Origin of the sequence: Pseudomonas sp. TH21 (assembly GCF_016651025.1) — a bacterium.
In the GTDB taxonomy this organism is placed as follows: Bacteria; Pseudomonadota; Gammaproteobacteria; order Pseudomonadales; family Pseudomonadaceae; genus Aquipseudomonas; species Aquipseudomonas aylmerensis.
Genome location: NZ_JAEKEQ010000001.1, coordinates 3997468 through 4011457 on the forward strand (window position 1 = coordinate 3997468; position 13990 = coordinate 4011457).

The window sequence follows — 13990 nt, forward strand, 5'->3', positions numbered from 1 at the left end:
TGCAGAAATTCGATAACACTGTGGTAGCAGGAGAGTGGCGTGCTTAGAAGAATGGGGATAAAGGGCCGCGTACTGTTGCTGACCTTATTACCGACCAGCCTGATGGCCTCGTTGTTGGGGGGCTATTTCACCTGGATGCAGCTCTCGGAACTGCAGTCGCAATTGCTGCAGCGCGGCGAAATGATCGCCGAGCAGCTGGCACCGCTGGTGGCACCCGCCTTGAGCGCGCGCAACACGGACCTGCTGGAGCGCATCGCCACGCAATCCCTGGAACAGCCGGACGTACGCGCCGTGTCCTTCCTCGCCCCAGACCGCGCGTCACTCGCCCACGCCGGCCCGACCATGCTCAACCAGCCGCCGGTCGGCAACAGCTCGCACTTGCTGCAGCGCACCGGCAATGACGCCACGCGGTACCTGCTGCCAGTGTTTGGCCGCCATCGCAACCTCGCCGGCGACCTGATTCCCGATGAGGCCGACCGCCTGCTCGGCTGGGTCGAGGTGGAGCTGTCCCACAACGGCATGTTGCTGCGTGGCTACCGCAGCCTGTTCGCCAGCCTGCTGCTGATCGCCATCGGCCTGATCTGCACCGCGGCCCTGGCGCTGCGGATCAGCCGCACCATCAACTCCCCGATCGGCTTGATCAAGCAAGCCGTGGCCCAGCTCAAGGACGGCAACCTGGAGACCCGCCTGCCCGCCCTCGGCAGCCAGGAACTGGACCAGCTCGCCTCGGGCATCAACCGTATGGCCGAGACCCTGCAGAACGCCCGGGAAGAGTTGCAACACAGCATCGACCAGGCCACTGAGGACGTGCGCCAGAACCTGGAAACCATTGAAATCCAGAACATCGAGCTGGACCTCGCGCGCAAAGAGGCGCTGGAAGCCAGCCGCATCAAGTCCGAGTTCCTGGCCAATATGAGCCATGAAATCCGCACGCCGCTCAACGGCATCCTCGGCTTTACCCACCTGCTGCAAAAAAGTGAATTGACCCCGCGGCAGCTGGACTACCTGGGCACCATCGAAAAATCCGCCGACAACCTGCTGGGCATCATCAACGAGATCCTCGACTTCTCGAAAATCGAAGCCGGCAAGCTGGTGCTCGACAGTATCCCGTTCAACCTGCGCGACCTGCTGCAGGACACCCTGACCATCCTCGCCCCCGCCGCGCACGCCAAGCAGCTCGAACTGGTCAGCCTGGTGTACCGCGACACCCCGCTGGCACTGGTCGGCGACCCGCTGCGCCTCAAGCAGATCCTGACCAACCTGATCAGCAACGCGATCAAGTTCACCCGTGAAGGCACCATCGTCGCCCGGGCGATGATCGAGGACGAGCAGGAAGACAGCGTGCAACTGCGCATCAGCGTGCAGGACACCGGCATCGGCCTGTCCAGTCAGGACGTGCGCGCGTTGTTCCAGGCCTTCAGCCAGGCCGACAACTCGTTATCGCGCCAGCCCGGCGGCACCGGGTTGGGCCTGGTGATTTCCAAGCGCCTGATCGAGCAGATGGGCGGTGAAATCGGCGTCGACAGCACGCCTGGCGAAGGCTCGGAATTCTGGATCAGCCTCAACCTGCCCAAGACCCGCGACGATGTCGAAGACCTGCCGTGTGCGCCGCTGCTGGGCCATCGCGTGGCCGTCCTGGAAAACCACGAACTGGCGCGCCAGGCCTTGCAGCACCAACTCGAAGACTGTGGCCTGCAGGTCACGCCGTTCAACAGCCTCGAAAGCCTGACCAACGGCATCACCAGCGCGCATCAGACCGAACAGGCCATCGATCTTGCGGTGCTCGGCGTGACCGCCAATGACATTCCGCCGGAACGCCTCAACCAACACCTGTGGGACCTCGAACACCTGGGCTGCAAAGTGCTGGTGCTGTGCCCCACCACCGAGCAGATGCTGTTCAACCAGTCGGTGCCCAACCCCAACAGCCAGTTGCAGGCCAAGCCGGCTTGCACGCGCAAGCTGCGCAGGGCGCTGTCCGACCTGATCAGCCCGCGCCCTTCGCGCAGCGAACCTGGCGAGCCGCTGTCCAGCCGTGCACCGCGCGTGCTGTGTGTGGATGACAACCCGGCCAACCTTTTGCTGGTGCAAACCCTGCTCGAAGACATGGGCGCACGGGTGCGTGCCGTGGAAAGCGGCTATGCGGCCGTCGACGCGGTGAAGCAGGACACCTTCGACCTGGTGCTGATGGACGTGCAAATGCCCGGCATGGACGGTCGCCAGAGTACCGAGGCGATTCGCCAGTGGGAAAGCGAGCGGCACGGCACGCCGTTGCCGGTGGTCGCCCTCACCGCCCACGCCATGGCCAACGAAAAACGCGCGCTGCTGCAAAGTGGCATGGACGATTACCTGACCAAACCCATCAGCGAGCGGCAACTGGCGCAAGTGGTGTTGAAATGGACCGGCCTGGCCCTGCGCAATCAGGGCCCGGAACGCAGCGCCGATGGCCTCGGCCCTCGCGAGCAACTGCCGGTTCTGGACCACGAAGAGGGCCTGCGCCTGGCCGCCGGCAAGACCGACCTCGCCGCCGACATGCTCGCCATGCTGCTGGCGTCGCTGGAAGCCGACCGCCTGGCTATCAACGTCGCCCGTGATGCCAATGACAACAACGCCCTGATCGAACGCGTCCACCGCCTGCATGGCGCCACTCGCTATTGTGGCGTGCCACAGCTGCGCGCGGCCTGCCAACGTGCCGAAACCCTGCTCAAGCAGGACGACGCCAAAGCCATGCACGCGCTGGACGAACTGGACATGGCTATCGCCCGGCTCGCCAGTGAAGCGCGGGTCAGCGCCTGAACACCGCTGCAGGAGCGCGATTGCTGTGCCAAGGGAGGTGGCGAGAGCGCTTGCTCGCCACGACAGCCCCTCTGCAACACACTTGCTGCAGCAAGTCGCGCCTACGAGCAACGCAACCATTCTACGATCGCAGGGAGCTATTCAATGCGCGTGATTCTTTTCAGCAGCCAAACCTACGACCGCGACAGCTTTCTCGGCGAGCCCTTGCCCGATGGCCTGGAGCTGCAGTTCCAACCGGCCCGGCTCAACCTCGACACCGTGGCCCTGGCCGAACATCACGAAGTGGTCTGCGCATTTATCAATGACGACCTCAGCGCGCCGGTGCTGGAGCAATTGGCCCAGGGCGGCACACGGCTGATCGCCCTGCGGTCGGCCGGCTATAACCATGTGGACCTGCCGGCCGCCCAGCGCCTGGGCCTGACCATCGTGCGTGTGCCCGCCTACTCGCCCCATGCGGTGGCCGAACATGCAGTGGCGCTGATCCTCGCGCTCAATCGCCGCCTGCACCGCGCCTATAACCGCACCCGCGATGGCGATTTCAGCTTGCACGGCCTTACGGGTTTCGACCTGGTGGGCAAGACCGTCGGTGTGGTCGGCACCGGGCAGATCGGCGCCACGTTCGCCAAGATCATGGCCGGCTTCGGGTGCCAGTTGCTCGCCTACGACCCCTTCCCCAACCCGCAGGTCGAGGCCCTCGGCGCCCGCTACGTGAGCCTGCCCGAACTGCTCGCCGAAGCGCAGATCATCAGCCTGCACTGCCCGTTGACTGCCGACAGCAAACACCTGATCAACGCGCGTTCGCTGGCACAGATGCAACCCGGCGCGATGCTGATCAACACCGGTCGCGGTGGCCTGGTCGACACGCCGGCACTGATCGAGGCGCTCAAAGACGGCCAGCTCGGCTACCTCGGCCTGGATGTGTATGAGGAAGAAGCCCAGTTGTTTTTCGAGGACCGCTCCGACCTGCCGCTGCAGGACGATGTACTCGCGCGCCTGCTCACCTTCCCCAACGTGATCATCACCGCGCACCAGGCTTTCCTCACCCGCGAGGCCCTGGCGGCGATTGCTGGCACGACCCTGGCGAACATTGCAGCGTGGGCCGATGGCCGCGCCCAGAACCGCGTCGAAGGATGATCAGCGGTCATATACCAGGCGCATGATCGGCAGGCACCCGTGATAGGATGCCGCGCCTATTTGGAGGATCCATGGCCGAACACGATTTCCGCTTCAGCTTGCTGAGCCCGCAACACACCCTGATCGAATGCCGCGCCCTGGTGCCGGGCCGTTACCAGGTCACCGGCAACGGTGGCTCGATCAAGCACGGCGACGTGCTGATCGTCACCCTGCGAGGCAGCAAAACCCTGTCGATGCGCCTGACCGTCGAAGGTGACGCGCGCTACTCCATCCGCCCGGCAGGCCAGTGGGTCGCCATGGCCCAGGGGCCGAAATTCGGCGAACTGGAAATTCACACCTGGAAGGTCAACTGCGACAGCTGCGACGCCGTGCTGGAGTTTGAATTCGCGGTGGAAACCAAGCTGACCAAAGAACCGCTGCAACCGGCCGCCAATGCGCGCATCAAGGAACTGGGTTGGGCCAGCGAGGGCGACAAACACCGCTGCCCGAAATGCCAGCAGGCCGCGCAATGAAAGGCCTGCTTCTGCTCGCCGCCCTCGGTGCGGCCCTGACGGGTTGCGCCGGTGACGCGGTCCGGCTCAAGCAGGATCACAGCTACGTAGTGGAGTGGATTGGGGAGCGGCCGCTGATGGATTACGCGCACCTGACCGTCACCCTCGGTGCCGACGGGCGCGCCTACGGCAATGGCGGTTGCAACCACTGGTTTGCGCCGTACACCGTCGACGGCGACAAGCTCAGCTTCGGCAAGATCGGCAGTACCCGCAAACTCTGCGCCGAGGCCCTGATGGAGCAGGAACACCGCTTCTTCCAGGCCCTGCAAGGGGTGCAGCGCTGGGACATCTCGCCGATCGAACAGACGCGCTTCTGGCCAGCCGAGGGCCAGCCCATCCGCCTCTGGCTGGAAGAAGGCTGACCCACTCCATCCAGAGATGGCTGAGGTCTAAATGTGGGAGGGGGCTTGCCCCCGAAGGCAGTGTGTCAGTCAGCACGTGTATTGGCTGATGCACCGCATTCGGGAGCAAGCCCCCTCGCACATTTGATCGGGGCCCGCCTTTAGCCGCGCAGGGCCTTGAGCTTGGCCAATACGCCTTCCGCAGTCTGCTCACCCATCAACTGCTCGCGCACCTTGCCCTTGTCATCGATGATGTAGGTCACCGGCAATGCTTCGCTGCGCGGAATATCGAAGATCCCGTCCGGGTTCTGCGCCAGCACCGTGAACTTGATGCCCAGCTTGTCGCTGGCTTCCTTCAGTTCTGCGCCTTGCACATTGTCGAAGTTGACCCCGAACACACCCACGCCCTGCCCCTTCAACTGCTCCGCCAGGGCGTTGAGTTCAGGGATTTCCGTGCGGCACGGGCCACACCATTCCGCCCAGTAGTTGACCACCAGCCATTGCTTGTCCAGGCGCTCGGCCGCCACCTTCTGGCCGTTCTGGTCAACGCCGTAGTCATTACCGCAGCCGCTGAGCAGCAGGGTTGTGATGATCGCCAATGCACCGATCAGTCGCCTAGTCATGGGGTAATCCTTCGCAAAAATGAACGTAGGCTGCGACCTATCGCCTCTAACCGTTTAAGGACCGGGCGCAGCGCAGGTAGAATACCTGCCACCTTACGCAAGATGCGACCCGCACATGACCGATCTGACGCTTTATCACAACCCGCGCTGCTCGAAATCCCGCGGTGCGCTCGAACTGCTGGAAGCCCGTGGCCTCGCCCCGACCGTGGTGCGCTACCTGGAAACCCCGCTCGACGCCGCGCAATTGCAGGCCTTGCTGGCCAAGCTCGGCATCAGCGCCCGGCAACTGCTGCGCACCGGTGAAGACGAATACAAGGCCCTGGGCCTGGCCGATGCCAGCCTCAGCGAAGCGCAATTGATTGCCGCAATCGCCGCGCACCCGAAGTTGATGGAACGCCCGATCCTGGAAACTGCCGACACAGCCATCATTGGCCGCCCGCCGGAAAACGTGCTGGAGATCCTGCCGTGACGTCGCCGTATGTGCTGGTGTTGTATTACAGCCGCAATGGCTCGGTGAGCGAAATGGCCCGGCAGATTGCCCGGGGCATCGAGCAAGGCGGGATGGAGGCGCGCTTGCGCACCGTGCCGGCGATCTCCACCGAGTGCGAAGCCGTGGCGCCGAGCATCCCGGAGGAAGGCGCGCTGTATGCCAGCCTCGATGACTTGAAACACTGTTCCGGCCTGGCCCTCGGCAGCCCCACGCGCTTCGGCAATATGGCCGCGCCGCTCAAGTACTTCCTCGACGGCACCAGCAACCTGTGGCTCACCGGCGCGCTCGTCGGCAAGCCGGCCGGGGTGTTCACCTCCACCGCCAGCCTGCACGGCGGCCAGGAAACCACGCTGATGTCGATGCTGCTGCCGCTGCTGCACCACGGCATGCTGATCACCGGCCTGCCGTACAGCGAACAGGCGCTGCTCGACACCCAGGGTGGCGGCACCCCGTATGGCGCCAGCCACCATGCCGGGCCGGATGGCAAGCGCCTGCTCGATCAACACGAAATCAGCCTGTGCCGCGCCCTCGGCCTGCGCCTGGCCACCACCGCCACGTTGCTGGAGAACGGCCGTGGCCAGAAAGCCTAAGGTCCTGCCGCCCGAGGCGTGGCTGGAGCCACGGGTCAAGCTCGCGCGCACGCTGAGCCTGCTGGCGTTTTTCGCCCTGGTGGGGTTGCTGTGCGTGTACTACCTGTTCATCGCCGACCTGCACGGCGCCCGCCCGTGGGTGATCCTGCTGATCGAACTGGTGCCGCTGCTGATCCTCGCGCCGGGCATGTTGCTGGGCAGCGCGCGCGGACATTCGTGGATGTGCTTTGTGGTGAACCTGTATTTCATCAAGGGCGCGCTGGCGGCGTACGACCCGAACCGCCAGTGGTTTGGTGTGCTGGAGATGCTCGCGAGCCTGGCGGTGTTCTGTACGGCGTTGCTGTATGTGCGCTGGCGGCATCAGTTGAATCGAAGACTGGCAGCAGAACCTGTGTCTACCTGAGGTCCGCTATCGCAGGCAAGCCAGCTCCCACATTTGACCGCGGCGCCGATCAAATGTGGGAGCTGGCTTGCCTGCGATGGCCTCACCACAGCCTCAATGATTCACTGTGTAAGCCAGCATCATCGACAACTGGCACATCGGCCGGCCGCTCTCGGCATGCCATTGGTTGAACGCGCCCTGCACCGTCGCCAGGTCGCGCAGGCTGGTCGGCGCCTTGTCGACGATCTTCTGCGCATTCAGCGCGGCCACCACGTCATAACTCGGCACAAACGTATCCTTGCCGACCATGCGCAAAAAGCGCGGCGCCGACAGCCCGCCCAATTGGTGGCCGTGCTTGCTCAGGTACTTCCACAACCCAACGATATCGGTCACCGGCCAGTCGGCGACGAACGCACCAAAGCTGCCCTTTTCCTGCTCGATGTCGAGGATCATCTGCGCGTTGCGCGGCACGCTCTTGAGCTTGCCCAGGTGGCGGATGATGCGCGTGTCCTGCATCAGCCGCTCCAGGTGCTCGGCGCCCATCAACACGACTTTTTCCGGATCGAAGCCGAAGAACACTTGCTCGAACGCCGGCCACTTGGCGTCGACCACGCTGTGTTTCAAGCCAGCGCGAAAGACCCGCAGCGCCAGGGTCGACAGGTAGCGGTCATCACTGATCTTGCGCAACTGCGCCGGGGTCTTGGGTACAGGCAGGTGGGCTTCCAACTCGGCCGCTGAACCGAAGCGGTTCAGACAATATTCGTGCAGCCACTTGTAATCGCGCATGCCCTCTCCTGGCAATGGAATTGAAAACGGCGCCCGCAAGCGCCGTGTGTCAGAGCGTTAAATCGGCTCAGAGGTTCACAACATTGACGAAGCGCGACGCGGCGGTTTCGTCAATCTTCAGGCTGGTGAAGTCAAACAGGTTGCGGTCGGCCAGCTGTGACGGGATCACGTTCTGCAGGCTGCGGAAGATGCTCTCGGTACGGCCAGGGGTCTTGCGCTCCCAATCCACCAGCATCTCCTTGACCACCTGGCGCTGCAGGTTTTCCTGGGAGCCGCACAGGTTGCACGGGATGATCGGGAATTGCTTGAAGTCGGAATAGGCCTGGATGTCCTTCTCATTGCAATACGCCAGCGGGCGAATCACCACGTTGCGCCCGTCATCGGCACGCAGTTTGGGCGGCATGGCCTTGAGCGAGCCATTGAAGAACATATTCAGGAAGAAGGTCTCGACGATGTCGTCACGATGGTGCCCCAGGGCCATCTTGGTCGCGCCGATCTCATCGGCGAACGTGTAGAGCGTGCCACGGCGCAGGCGCGAGCACAGCGAGCAAGTGGTCTTGCCTTCCGGGATCAGGTCCTTGACCACCGAGTAGGTGTCTTTCTCGACGATGTGGTATTCGACGCCCAGCTCCTTGAGGTAGGCCGGCAGCACGTGCTCAGGGAAACCCGGTTGTTTCTGGTCCATGTTGACGGCGACGATCTCGAACTGGATCGGCGCGACCTTTTGCAGGTGCAGCAGCACGTCAAGCATGGTGTAGCTGTCTTTGCCGCCGGAGAGGCAGACCATGACCTTGTCGCCATCCTCGATCATGTTGAAATCGGCGACCGCTTCACCGGCCAGGCGACGCAGGCGTTTTTGCAGTTTGTTCTGATTGACCGTAAGAGTGCCCATGGCGCTTGGATCCGCTAGAGGTGTGTGACGAAAAGCGCGGTATTTTACCGATAAGCACCACCGAGTTCCATTGTAGGCGCTGGCTTGCCAGCGATAGCGATGGTTGCCGTTCCGTGGCAGCCCGTTATAGCGCAATCGCCGGCAAGCCGACGCGTACACAGACCTCACCGCGATTAGGGCCAATGTTTACAGCGCGATTTGCTCTAAAGCCCTACAGTTTTTCCGGTCATCCCTTCCTATACTGCGACTTGAGGTCGCACATCACTATCCAGACCTTTCAGGCCAATTGGCCGGTGGGCGCTCCGATGGGGGGCGATGGTAATAACGACAGGAGTGACTGGCATGATCCATCACGTCGTGGGGCTGTTTACCCATCCCGACCAGGAATGGCGGGAAATTCGTGGCGATAAAGAAGAAAGCATCAGCCACATGTACCTCACTCACACCTTGATTCTCGCGGCGATCCCCGCCGTGTCCGCCTTTATCGGTACCACCCGGGTCGGTTGGGTGATCGGCAGCCGCGCGCCGGTCATGCTGACCCAGGAAAGCGCGTTGTGGATGACCATCATGTCGTACGCGGCCATGCTCGGCGGCGTGGCAGTGATGGGCGCGTTCATTCACTGGATGGCCCGCACCTACGACGCCAACCCCAGCATGGCGCGGTGCGTAGCCTTTGCCACCTACACCGCGACACCGCTGTTTATCGGCGGGCTGGCGGCGCTCTACCCACATATGTGGCTGGGCATGGTGGTCGGGACGGCGGCGATTTGCTACACGGTGTACCTGCTGTATGTGGGGCTGCCCACCTTCATGAGCATTGATCCCGACGAGGGCTTCCTGTTTTCCAGCTCGGTACTGGCCGTGGGCCTGGTGGTCCTGGTGGCAATCATGGCGTTTACCGTGATTGTCTGGGGGCTGGGCGTCGGCCCGATCTATACCAACTGACCGGTCAAAGGGGTAGGCAAAGCCGCCGCAAGGTGGCTTTGTGCGTTATGCATGACCATTCGGCGCCTGACAGATTCGGAAACACCCGGTTTTGCGGCATACTGGACGTCTCTGGAGATATGGTCAGCATGCCCGAGCAACTCAATACCCGCGTCGAAGATTGTTTCCTGCAAGCCGAATCCTTTTTCAAACGAAGCTTCAAACGCCCCCAGGTCAGCCTCAAGCTGCGGGGCCAGAAGGCCGGTGTCGCGCATTTGCACGAGAACCTGCTGCGCTTCAACCCACAGCTCTACCGCGAAAACAGCCAGCACTTCCTCAAGCAGACCGTGGCTCATGAAGTGGCGCACCTGATCGCCCACCAATTGTTTGGCGAGCGCATCCAGCCGCATGGCGAGGAATGGCAACTGATCATGCGCGGGGTCTACGAACTGCCGCCGGACCGTTGCCACACCTATGCAGTCAAGCGCCGCCAGGTGATGCGCTATATCTACCGTTGCCCGTGTGCGGACAGTGATTTTCCGTTCTCGTCACAGCGCCACGGAATGGTGGCCCAGGGGCGGCGGTATTTGTGCAGGCGGTGCCGGCAGACCTTGGTGTTTACCGGCGAAACCCGGGTGGAGTGAGAGCCCCTTCGCAGGCACGCCCACGCCCCCATTTGAATGCATTGCAAGGATAGGGCGCGGTCAAAACGTGGGAACGGGCTTGGCCGCGAAAGCGCCTGTTCAGTCACCCCACAACTTTGGCCTGCCGCAAATCGGCTATCCGCTGCGCACTCAAGCCCAGCTCCGCCAGCACTTCATCACTGTGCGCCCCTACGGCGGCGCCGATATGCCTAGGCTGCGGCAATGCCTCGGAGAACTTCAACGGGCAGGCAATCTGCGCCTGGGTCGAGCCATCGCCCCGTGGCACCTGGGTGACCAACACCCGTGCCTTCAACTGCGGATGCTCCACCGCCTCACTTAAAGCGAGGACAGGCTCCACACACGCGTCCACCCCGGCAAACAACGCGCACAGCTCATCAAAACTGCGCTTCTCGAACTCGACCTGCAGTGCCAGCTTCAAGGCTTGTTGGGCCTCCGGTTTGGGTGACAAGCCTTGCGCCGCCAGCTCCGGGCGGCCCAATGCAGTACACAGTTGTTGCATAAACCCGGGTTCCAGGCTACCCACTGACATCCAGCGCCCATCCCGCGAGCGGTAATAGTCGTAGAAACTGCCGCCATTGAGCACATGCCCCTCCCACGCCGGCTCGACGCCACACGCCAGGTAACCGGCGCCAGCCATGGCATTCAGGCTGAACGAACAGTCGGTCATGCTCACATCCAGGTACTGGCCGAGGCCACTGGTTTGCCGGGCAATCACTGCCGCCAGCAGTCCCACCACCGCATGCAGCGAACCGCCGCCCACATCCGCCAATTGCACGCCCAAGGGCAGCGGCCCGCTGTCCTGGCGACCGGTGTAGCTGGCGACGCCGGCCAGGGCGAGGTAATTGATGTCATGCCCGGCGCGATCCTTGTAGGGGCCGGTCTGCCCGTAACCCGTGATGGAGACGTAGATCAGCCGCGGGTTGATCGCCTTCAACACTTCATACCCCAGGCCCAGGCGCTCCATCACCCCGGGGCGGAACTGTTCGAGCACGATGTCGTACTCCTTGACCAGCGCGTGCACGATCTCAAGCGCCTCGGCTTGCTTGAGGTCCAGCGCCAGGCTGCGTTTGTTGCGATTGAGGTAGGCGTGGCTCGCCGATGTGCCGTGATCGTGCGGCGGCAATACCCGCAACAGGTCCATGCGCGTGGGCGATTCGATACGCAGCACCTCGGCGCCCATGTCGGCGAGCATCAATGATGCAAACGGACCGGGCAGCAAGGTGGAAAAATCCAGCACTTTGAGGGACGCCAAGGGACCTGACATGAACACTCCAGTTGTGTTTCGGGTTCCCACAGACTAGGCAGCCTGGCGCCGACCGGCAATCGTCAGAACGATCAGCGAGGGTGACCGTTTTGATCACGGCGGGCTTTTTCGTGCAGGCGGCTTTATCATTGGCCCACGTTTGCTTGCAGAGTGTTCCATGAAGTTTGCGATTGCAGTGTTTTCCGCCGCCCACGCGCCCTCCTCGCGCCGCGCCCTGCGCTTTGCCCAGGCCGTGCTGGCCGGCGGGCATGAGATTGTGCGGCTGTTTTTCTATCAGGACGGCGTCTACAGCGCTGCCAATAATATCGTCGCGCCCCAGGACGAGCAGGACATCGCCCGCCAGTGGCGCGAGTGGGTCAGTCAGCACCAACTCGACGGTGTGGTCTGCATCGCCGCCGCGTTGCGCCGTGGCGTGCTCAACACCGAGGAAGCCACGCGTTATCAACGCAGCGCAGTGAACCTGGATGCGCCGTGGGCGTTGTCGGGCCTGGGGCAATTGCACGACGCCGCCCAGGCCGCCGACCGCCTGATCTGTTTTGGAGGGCCGTGAGATGTCCAAATCCTTATTGGTGATCAGCCGCCAGGCACCGTGGTCCGGGCCGGGCGCGCGCGAAGCACTGGATATCGTGCTGGCCGGCGGCGCGTTTGATCTGCCGATCGGCCTGCTGTTCCTCGATGACGGCGTGTTCCAGCTGGCGTCGCACCAGGACGCCAAGGCCGTGCAGCAGAAGGACCTCAGCGCCAACCTGCAGGCACTGGGCCTGTTCGGCATCGATGATGTGTTCGTCTGCAGCCACAGCCTGGCCGAGCGCGGGCTTATCTCCCCGGCCAGCGCCCAGCCATTGGACAGCGCCGCCATTTCCACGCTGATTGACCGTTACGACCAGGTGATGACCCTCTGATGTCGACTTTACATGTGGTTTCCCACTCGCCGTTCACCGACAGCCGCCTCGCCAGTTGCCTGCGCATCTGTGGCGCCGACGATGCAATCCTGCTCTGCGGCGACGGCGCCTACGGGCTGCACAACCCGGCCCTGCAGACCAAGGGTGTGAAGGTCCTGGTGCTGGCCGAAGACCTGCTGGCGCGCAATCTGCCGCTGCCGGATTGGGCCGACAGCGTCGACTACCCGGGTTTCGTGCAACTGTCGATCGACTACGACAAGGTCAACACCTGGCTATGAATACCCTGACCGTCGGCGCACGCACCCTGGAACTGGACAAGGACGGCTACCTCGTCGACCTGAACGAATGGTCGACAGAGGTGGCCCACGCCCTGGCTATCGCCGAAACGCTGGAGTTGACCGCGGACCACTGGGAAATCCTCACGCTGCTGCGCCAGTTCTATGCCGAATTCCAGCTGTCTCCCGCCACGCGCCCGCTGATCAAGTACACCGCCTTGAAGTTGGGCCCGGAAAAGGGCAACAGCCTGCACCTCAACAAACTGTTCAACGGCACTCCCGCCAAACTCGCCGCCAAGCTGGCGGGCCTGCCCAGGCCGACGAATTGCTTATGACCGACTTTGCCCCGCTGACCCTTGAAACCCCTGCCGAGCACCCGTTTGCGCAATTCGTGCGCATCCTGGGCAAAGGCAAGCGCGGCGCGCGCAACCTCACCCGCGAAGAAGCCCGCGAAGCCATGGGCATGCTGCTCGACGAAAAAGTCGAAGACACCCAGCTCGGCGCCTTCCTGATGCTGCTGCGCCACAAGGAAGAAAGCCCGGAAGAACTCGCCGGCTTCACCGAAGCGGTGCGCGAACGCCTGCACGCCCCGGCGTTGAACGTGGATGTCGACTGGCCGACCTATGCCGGCAAGAAGCGCCACCTGCCGTGGTACCTGCTGGCGGCCAAGTGCCTGGCGCAGAACGGTGTGCGCATCCTCATGCACGGCGGCGGCGCACACACCGCCGGCCGCCTGTACACCGAGCAATTGCTGGAGGGCTTGCAGATCCCGCTGTGTCGCAATTGGCAGCAGGTCGGCGCCGCGTTCGAACAAGGCAACCTGGCATTTATTCCCCTGGGCGACTGGGCGCCGCAACTGCAGCGCATGATCGACCTGCGCAACACCCTGGGCCTGCGCTCGCCGATCCACTCCCTGGCACGCCTGCTCAACCCGCTGAATGCACGCTGCGGTCTGCAAAGCATCTTCCACCCCGGTTATCAGGGCGTGCACCGCGATGCCAGCGGCCTGCTCGGCGACAATGTGATTGTGGTCAAGGGGGATGGCGGCGAAGTCGAGATCAATCCCGACACCATCAGCCACCTGTACGGCACCACCGGTGGCGAAAGCTGGGACGAAGAATGGCCCGCCCTCTCCGCCCAGCGCCATGTCAAACCCGCGAGCCTTGAGCCGGAACATTTAAAAGCCGTGTGGCGCGGCGACGCCGAAGACAGCTACCCGCAACTGGCGCTGATCGCGACCATGGCCCTGGCGCTGCGTGGCCTGGGCCACCCACGGGAACAGGCGTTCACATTGGCCCAGCAGTACTGGGATGCACGAGATAAATCGATTTAATCGATGATTCACGCCCGGTCTTTGCGCTTTTAGTTCGAACTCATC

At 63.1% G+C, this 13990-nt stretch carries 18 protein-coding genes; 14 read left to right on the forward strand and 4 right to left on the reverse strand.

Annotated features, from left to right (window positions below; all coding sequences use genetic code 11):
• The first annotated feature begins 39 nt into the window (after nt 1–39).
• The 4 genes from JFU04_RS17570 to JFU04_RS17585 all read left to right on the forward strand — a co-directional run bounded on the left by JFU04_RS17570 (nt 40) and on the right by JFU04_RS17585 (nt 4840).
• Complete coding sequence (locus JFU04_RS17570; protein WP_106803445.1) at nt 40–2793, forward strand: response regulator; 2754 nt, start codon at nt 40–42, stop codon at nt 2791–2793.
• A 144-nt stretch (nt 2794–2937) separates the two neighbouring features.
• Complete coding sequence (locus tag JFU04_RS17575) at nt 2938–3927, forward strand: 2-hydroxyacid dehydrogenase (protein WP_201145152.1); 990 nt, start codon at nt 2938–2940, stop codon at nt 3925–3927.
• A 71-nt stretch (nt 3928–3998) separates the two neighbouring features.
• Nucleotides 3999–4439, forward strand: coding sequence for a hypothetical protein (locus JFU04_RS17580; protein WP_032880639.1), 441 nt, complete (start codon nt 3999–4001; stop codon nt 4437–4439).
• On the forward strand, nt 4436–4840 hold the full coding sequence (locus tag JFU04_RS17585; RefSeq protein ID WP_065907455.1) for an META domain-containing protein: 405 nt from the start codon (nt 4436–4438) through the stop codon (nt 4838–4840). The genes JFU04_RS17580 and JFU04_RS17585 overlap by 4 nt, the downstream gene beginning before the upstream one ends.
• A 140-nt stretch (nt 4841–4980) precedes the next feature.
• Here the strand turns inward: JFU04_RS17585 and JFU04_RS17590 are convergent, their stop codons facing one another.
• Nucleotides 4981–5442 carry a TlpA disulfide reductase family protein gene (locus JFU04_RS17590; protein WP_106803443.1) on the reverse strand — a complete coding sequence of 154 codons (462 nt, stop codon included), beginning with the start codon at nt 5440–5442 and terminating at the stop codon, nt 4981–4983.
• 115 nt (nt 5443–5557) lie between these two features.
• On the opposite strand from JFU04_RS17590, the gene arsC reads away from it, so the two are divergent.
• The 3 genes from arsC to JFU04_RS17605 are packed head-to-tail and all read left to right on the forward strand — an operon-like array spanning nt 5558 to nt 6925.
• Complete coding sequence (gene arsC / locus JFU04_RS17595) at nt 5558–5911, forward strand: arsenate reductase (glutaredoxin) (protein ID WP_065907458.1); 354 nt, start codon at nt 5558–5560, stop codon at nt 5909–5911.
• Nucleotides 5908–6522, forward strand: coding sequence for an NAD(P)H:quinone oxidoreductase (wrbA, locus tag JFU04_RS17600; RefSeq protein ID WP_065907460.1), 615 nt, complete (start codon nt 5908–5910; stop codon nt 6520–6522). The genes arsC and wrbA overlap by 4 nt, the downstream gene beginning before the upstream one ends.
• The gene (locus JFU04_RS17605) at nt 6506–6925 is read left to right on the forward strand and encodes a DUF2069 domain-containing protein (protein WP_201145153.1); all 420 of its coding nucleotides are present in this window, start codon (nt 6506–6508) and stop codon (nt 6923–6925) included. Before wrbA ends, JFU04_RS17605 begins: the two co-directional genes overlap by 17 nt.
• 93 nt (nt 6926–7018) lie before the next feature.
• Here JFU04_RS17605 and JFU04_RS17610 read toward each other — a convergent pair whose 3' ends face one another.
• On the reverse strand, nt 7019–7690 hold the full coding sequence (locus JFU04_RS17610; protein WP_010209632.1) for a DNA-3-methyladenine glycosylase I: 672 nt from the start codon (nt 7688–7690) through the stop codon (nt 7019–7021).
• 67 nt (nt 7691–7757) lie between these two features.
• Entirely contained in the window at nt 7758–8582 is an 825-nt protein-coding gene (ttcA, locus tag JFU04_RS17615) for a tRNA 2-thiocytidine(32) synthetase TtcA (protein ID WP_201145155.1), read from the reverse strand.
• Between the two features lie 342 nt (nt 8583–8924).
• Here ttcA and JFU04_RS17620 point away from each other — a divergent pair, with 342 nt between their 5' ends.
• Both JFU04_RS17620 and JFU04_RS17625 read left to right on the forward strand, forming a co-directional pair.
• The gene (locus JFU04_RS17620; protein ID WP_065907465.1) at nt 8925–9527 is read left to right on the forward strand and encodes a Yip1 family protein; all 603 of its coding nucleotides are present in this window, start codon (nt 8925–8927) and stop codon (nt 9525–9527) included.
• Between the two features lie 128 nt (nt 9528–9655).
• Entirely contained in the window at nt 9656–10150 is a 495-nt protein-coding gene (locus JFU04_RS17625; RefSeq protein WP_065907486.1) for a SprT family zinc-dependent metalloprotease, read from the forward strand.
• Between the two features lie 103 nt (nt 10151–10253).
• Here the strand turns inward: JFU04_RS17625 and JFU04_RS17630 are convergent, their stop codons facing one another.
• Nucleotides 10254–11435: a CaiB/BaiF CoA transferase family protein gene (locus JFU04_RS17630; protein ID WP_201145157.1), complete on the reverse strand. Its 1182-nt coding sequence runs from the start codon at nt 11433–11435 to the stop codon at nt 10254–10256.
• A 157-nt stretch (nt 11436–11592) separates the two neighbouring features.
• On the opposite strand from JFU04_RS17630, the gene tusD reads away from it, so the two are divergent.
• Genes tusD through JFU04_RS17655 form a run of 5 tightly spaced genes read left to right on the forward strand, consistent with a single transcriptional unit; the run spans nt 11593 to nt 13945 of the window.
• The gene (gene tusD / locus JFU04_RS17635) at nt 11593–11985 is read left to right on the forward strand and encodes a sulfurtransferase complex subunit TusD (protein WP_065907471.1); all 393 of its coding nucleotides are present in this window, start codon (nt 11593–11595) and stop codon (nt 11983–11985) included.
• Nucleotide 11986: 1 nt separating this feature from the next.
• Nucleotides 11987–12337, forward strand: coding sequence for a sulfurtransferase complex subunit TusC (gene tusC, locus JFU04_RS17640; protein ID WP_120448963.1), 351 nt, complete (start codon nt 11987–11989; stop codon nt 12335–12337).
• Nucleotides 12337–12615 carry a sulfurtransferase complex subunit TusB gene (tusB, locus tag JFU04_RS17645; protein ID WP_201145159.1) on the forward strand — a complete coding sequence of 93 codons (279 nt, stop codon included), beginning with the start codon at nt 12337–12339 and terminating at the stop codon, nt 12613–12615. The genes tusC and tusB overlap by 1 nt, the downstream gene beginning before the upstream one ends.
• The gene (locus tag JFU04_RS17650; protein ID WP_201145162.1) at nt 12612–12947 is read left to right on the forward strand and encodes a TusE/DsrC/DsvC family sulfur relay protein; all 336 of its coding nucleotides are present in this window, start codon (nt 12612–12614) and stop codon (nt 12945–12947) included. Before tusB ends, JFU04_RS17650 begins: the two co-directional genes overlap by 4 nt.
• A complete protein-coding gene (locus tag JFU04_RS17655; protein ID WP_201145164.1) occupies nt 12944–13945 on the forward strand; it encodes a glycosyl transferase family protein in 1002 nt (333 codons plus the stop codon). Before JFU04_RS17650 ends, JFU04_RS17655 begins: the two co-directional genes overlap by 4 nt.
• Nucleotides 13946–13990 lie beyond the last annotated feature (45 nt).

What these genes read in the sequence shown, in the direction of transcription:
- JFU04_RS17650 (WP_201145162.1), top strand. Translation starts at nt 12,612, where the DNA reads ATGAATACCCTGACCGTCGGCGCACGCACCCTGGAACTGGACAAGGAC.
- tusD (WP_065907471.1), top strand. Translation starts at nt 11,593, where the DNA reads ATGAAGTTTGCGATTGCAGTGTTTTCCGCCGCCCACGCGCCCTCCTCG.
- JFU04_RS17585 (WP_065907455.1), top strand. Translation starts at nt 4,436, where the DNA reads ATGAAAGGCCTGCTTCTGCTCGCCGCCCTCGGTGCGGCCCTGACGGGT.
- JFU04_RS17580 (WP_032880639.1), top strand. Translation starts at nt 3,999, where the DNA reads ATGGCCGAACACGATTTCCGCTTCAGCTTGCTGAGCCCGCAACACACC.
- JFU04_RS17575 (WP_201145152.1), top strand. Translation starts at nt 2,938, where the DNA reads ATGCGCGTGATTCTTTTCAGCAGCCAAACCTACGACCGCGACAGCTTT.
- arsC (WP_065907458.1), top strand. Translation starts at nt 5,558, where the DNA reads ATGACCGATCTGACGCTTTATCACAACCCGCGCTGCTCGAAATCCCGC.
- JFU04_RS17630 (WP_201145157.1), bottom strand. Translation starts at nt 11,435, where the DNA reads ATGTCAGGTCCCTTGGCGTCCCTCAAAGTGCTGGATTTTTCCACCTTG.
- ttcA (WP_201145155.1), bottom strand. Translation starts at nt 8,582, where the DNA reads ATGGGCACTCTTACGGTCAATCAGAACAAACTGCAAAAACGCCTGCGT.
- tusC (WP_120448963.1), top strand. Translation starts at nt 11,987, where the DNA reads ATGTCCAAATCCTTATTGGTGATCAGCCGCCAGGCACCGTGGTCCGGG.
- tusB (WP_201145159.1), top strand. Translation starts at nt 12,337, where the DNA reads ATGTCGACTTTACATGTGGTTTCCCACTCGCCGTTCACCGACAGCCGC.
- JFU04_RS17625 (WP_065907486.1), top strand. Translation starts at nt 9,656, where the DNA reads ATGCCCGAGCAACTCAATACCCGCGTCGAAGATTGTTTCCTGCAAGCC.
- JFU04_RS17655 (WP_201145164.1), top strand. Translation starts at nt 12,944, where the DNA reads ATGACCGACTTTGCCCCGCTGACCCTTGAAACCCCTGCCGAGCACCCG.
- JFU04_RS17590 (WP_106803443.1), bottom strand. Translation starts at nt 5,442, where the DNA reads ATGACTAGGCGACTGATCGGTGCATTGGCGATCATCACAACCCTGCTG.
- JFU04_RS17620 (WP_065907465.1), top strand. Translation starts at nt 8,925, where the DNA reads ATGATCCATCACGTCGTGGGGCTGTTTACCCATCCCGACCAGGAATGG.
- JFU04_RS17610 (WP_010209632.1), bottom strand. Translation starts at nt 7,690, where the DNA reads ATGCGCGATTACAAGTGGCTGCACGAATATTGTCTGAACCGCTTCGGT.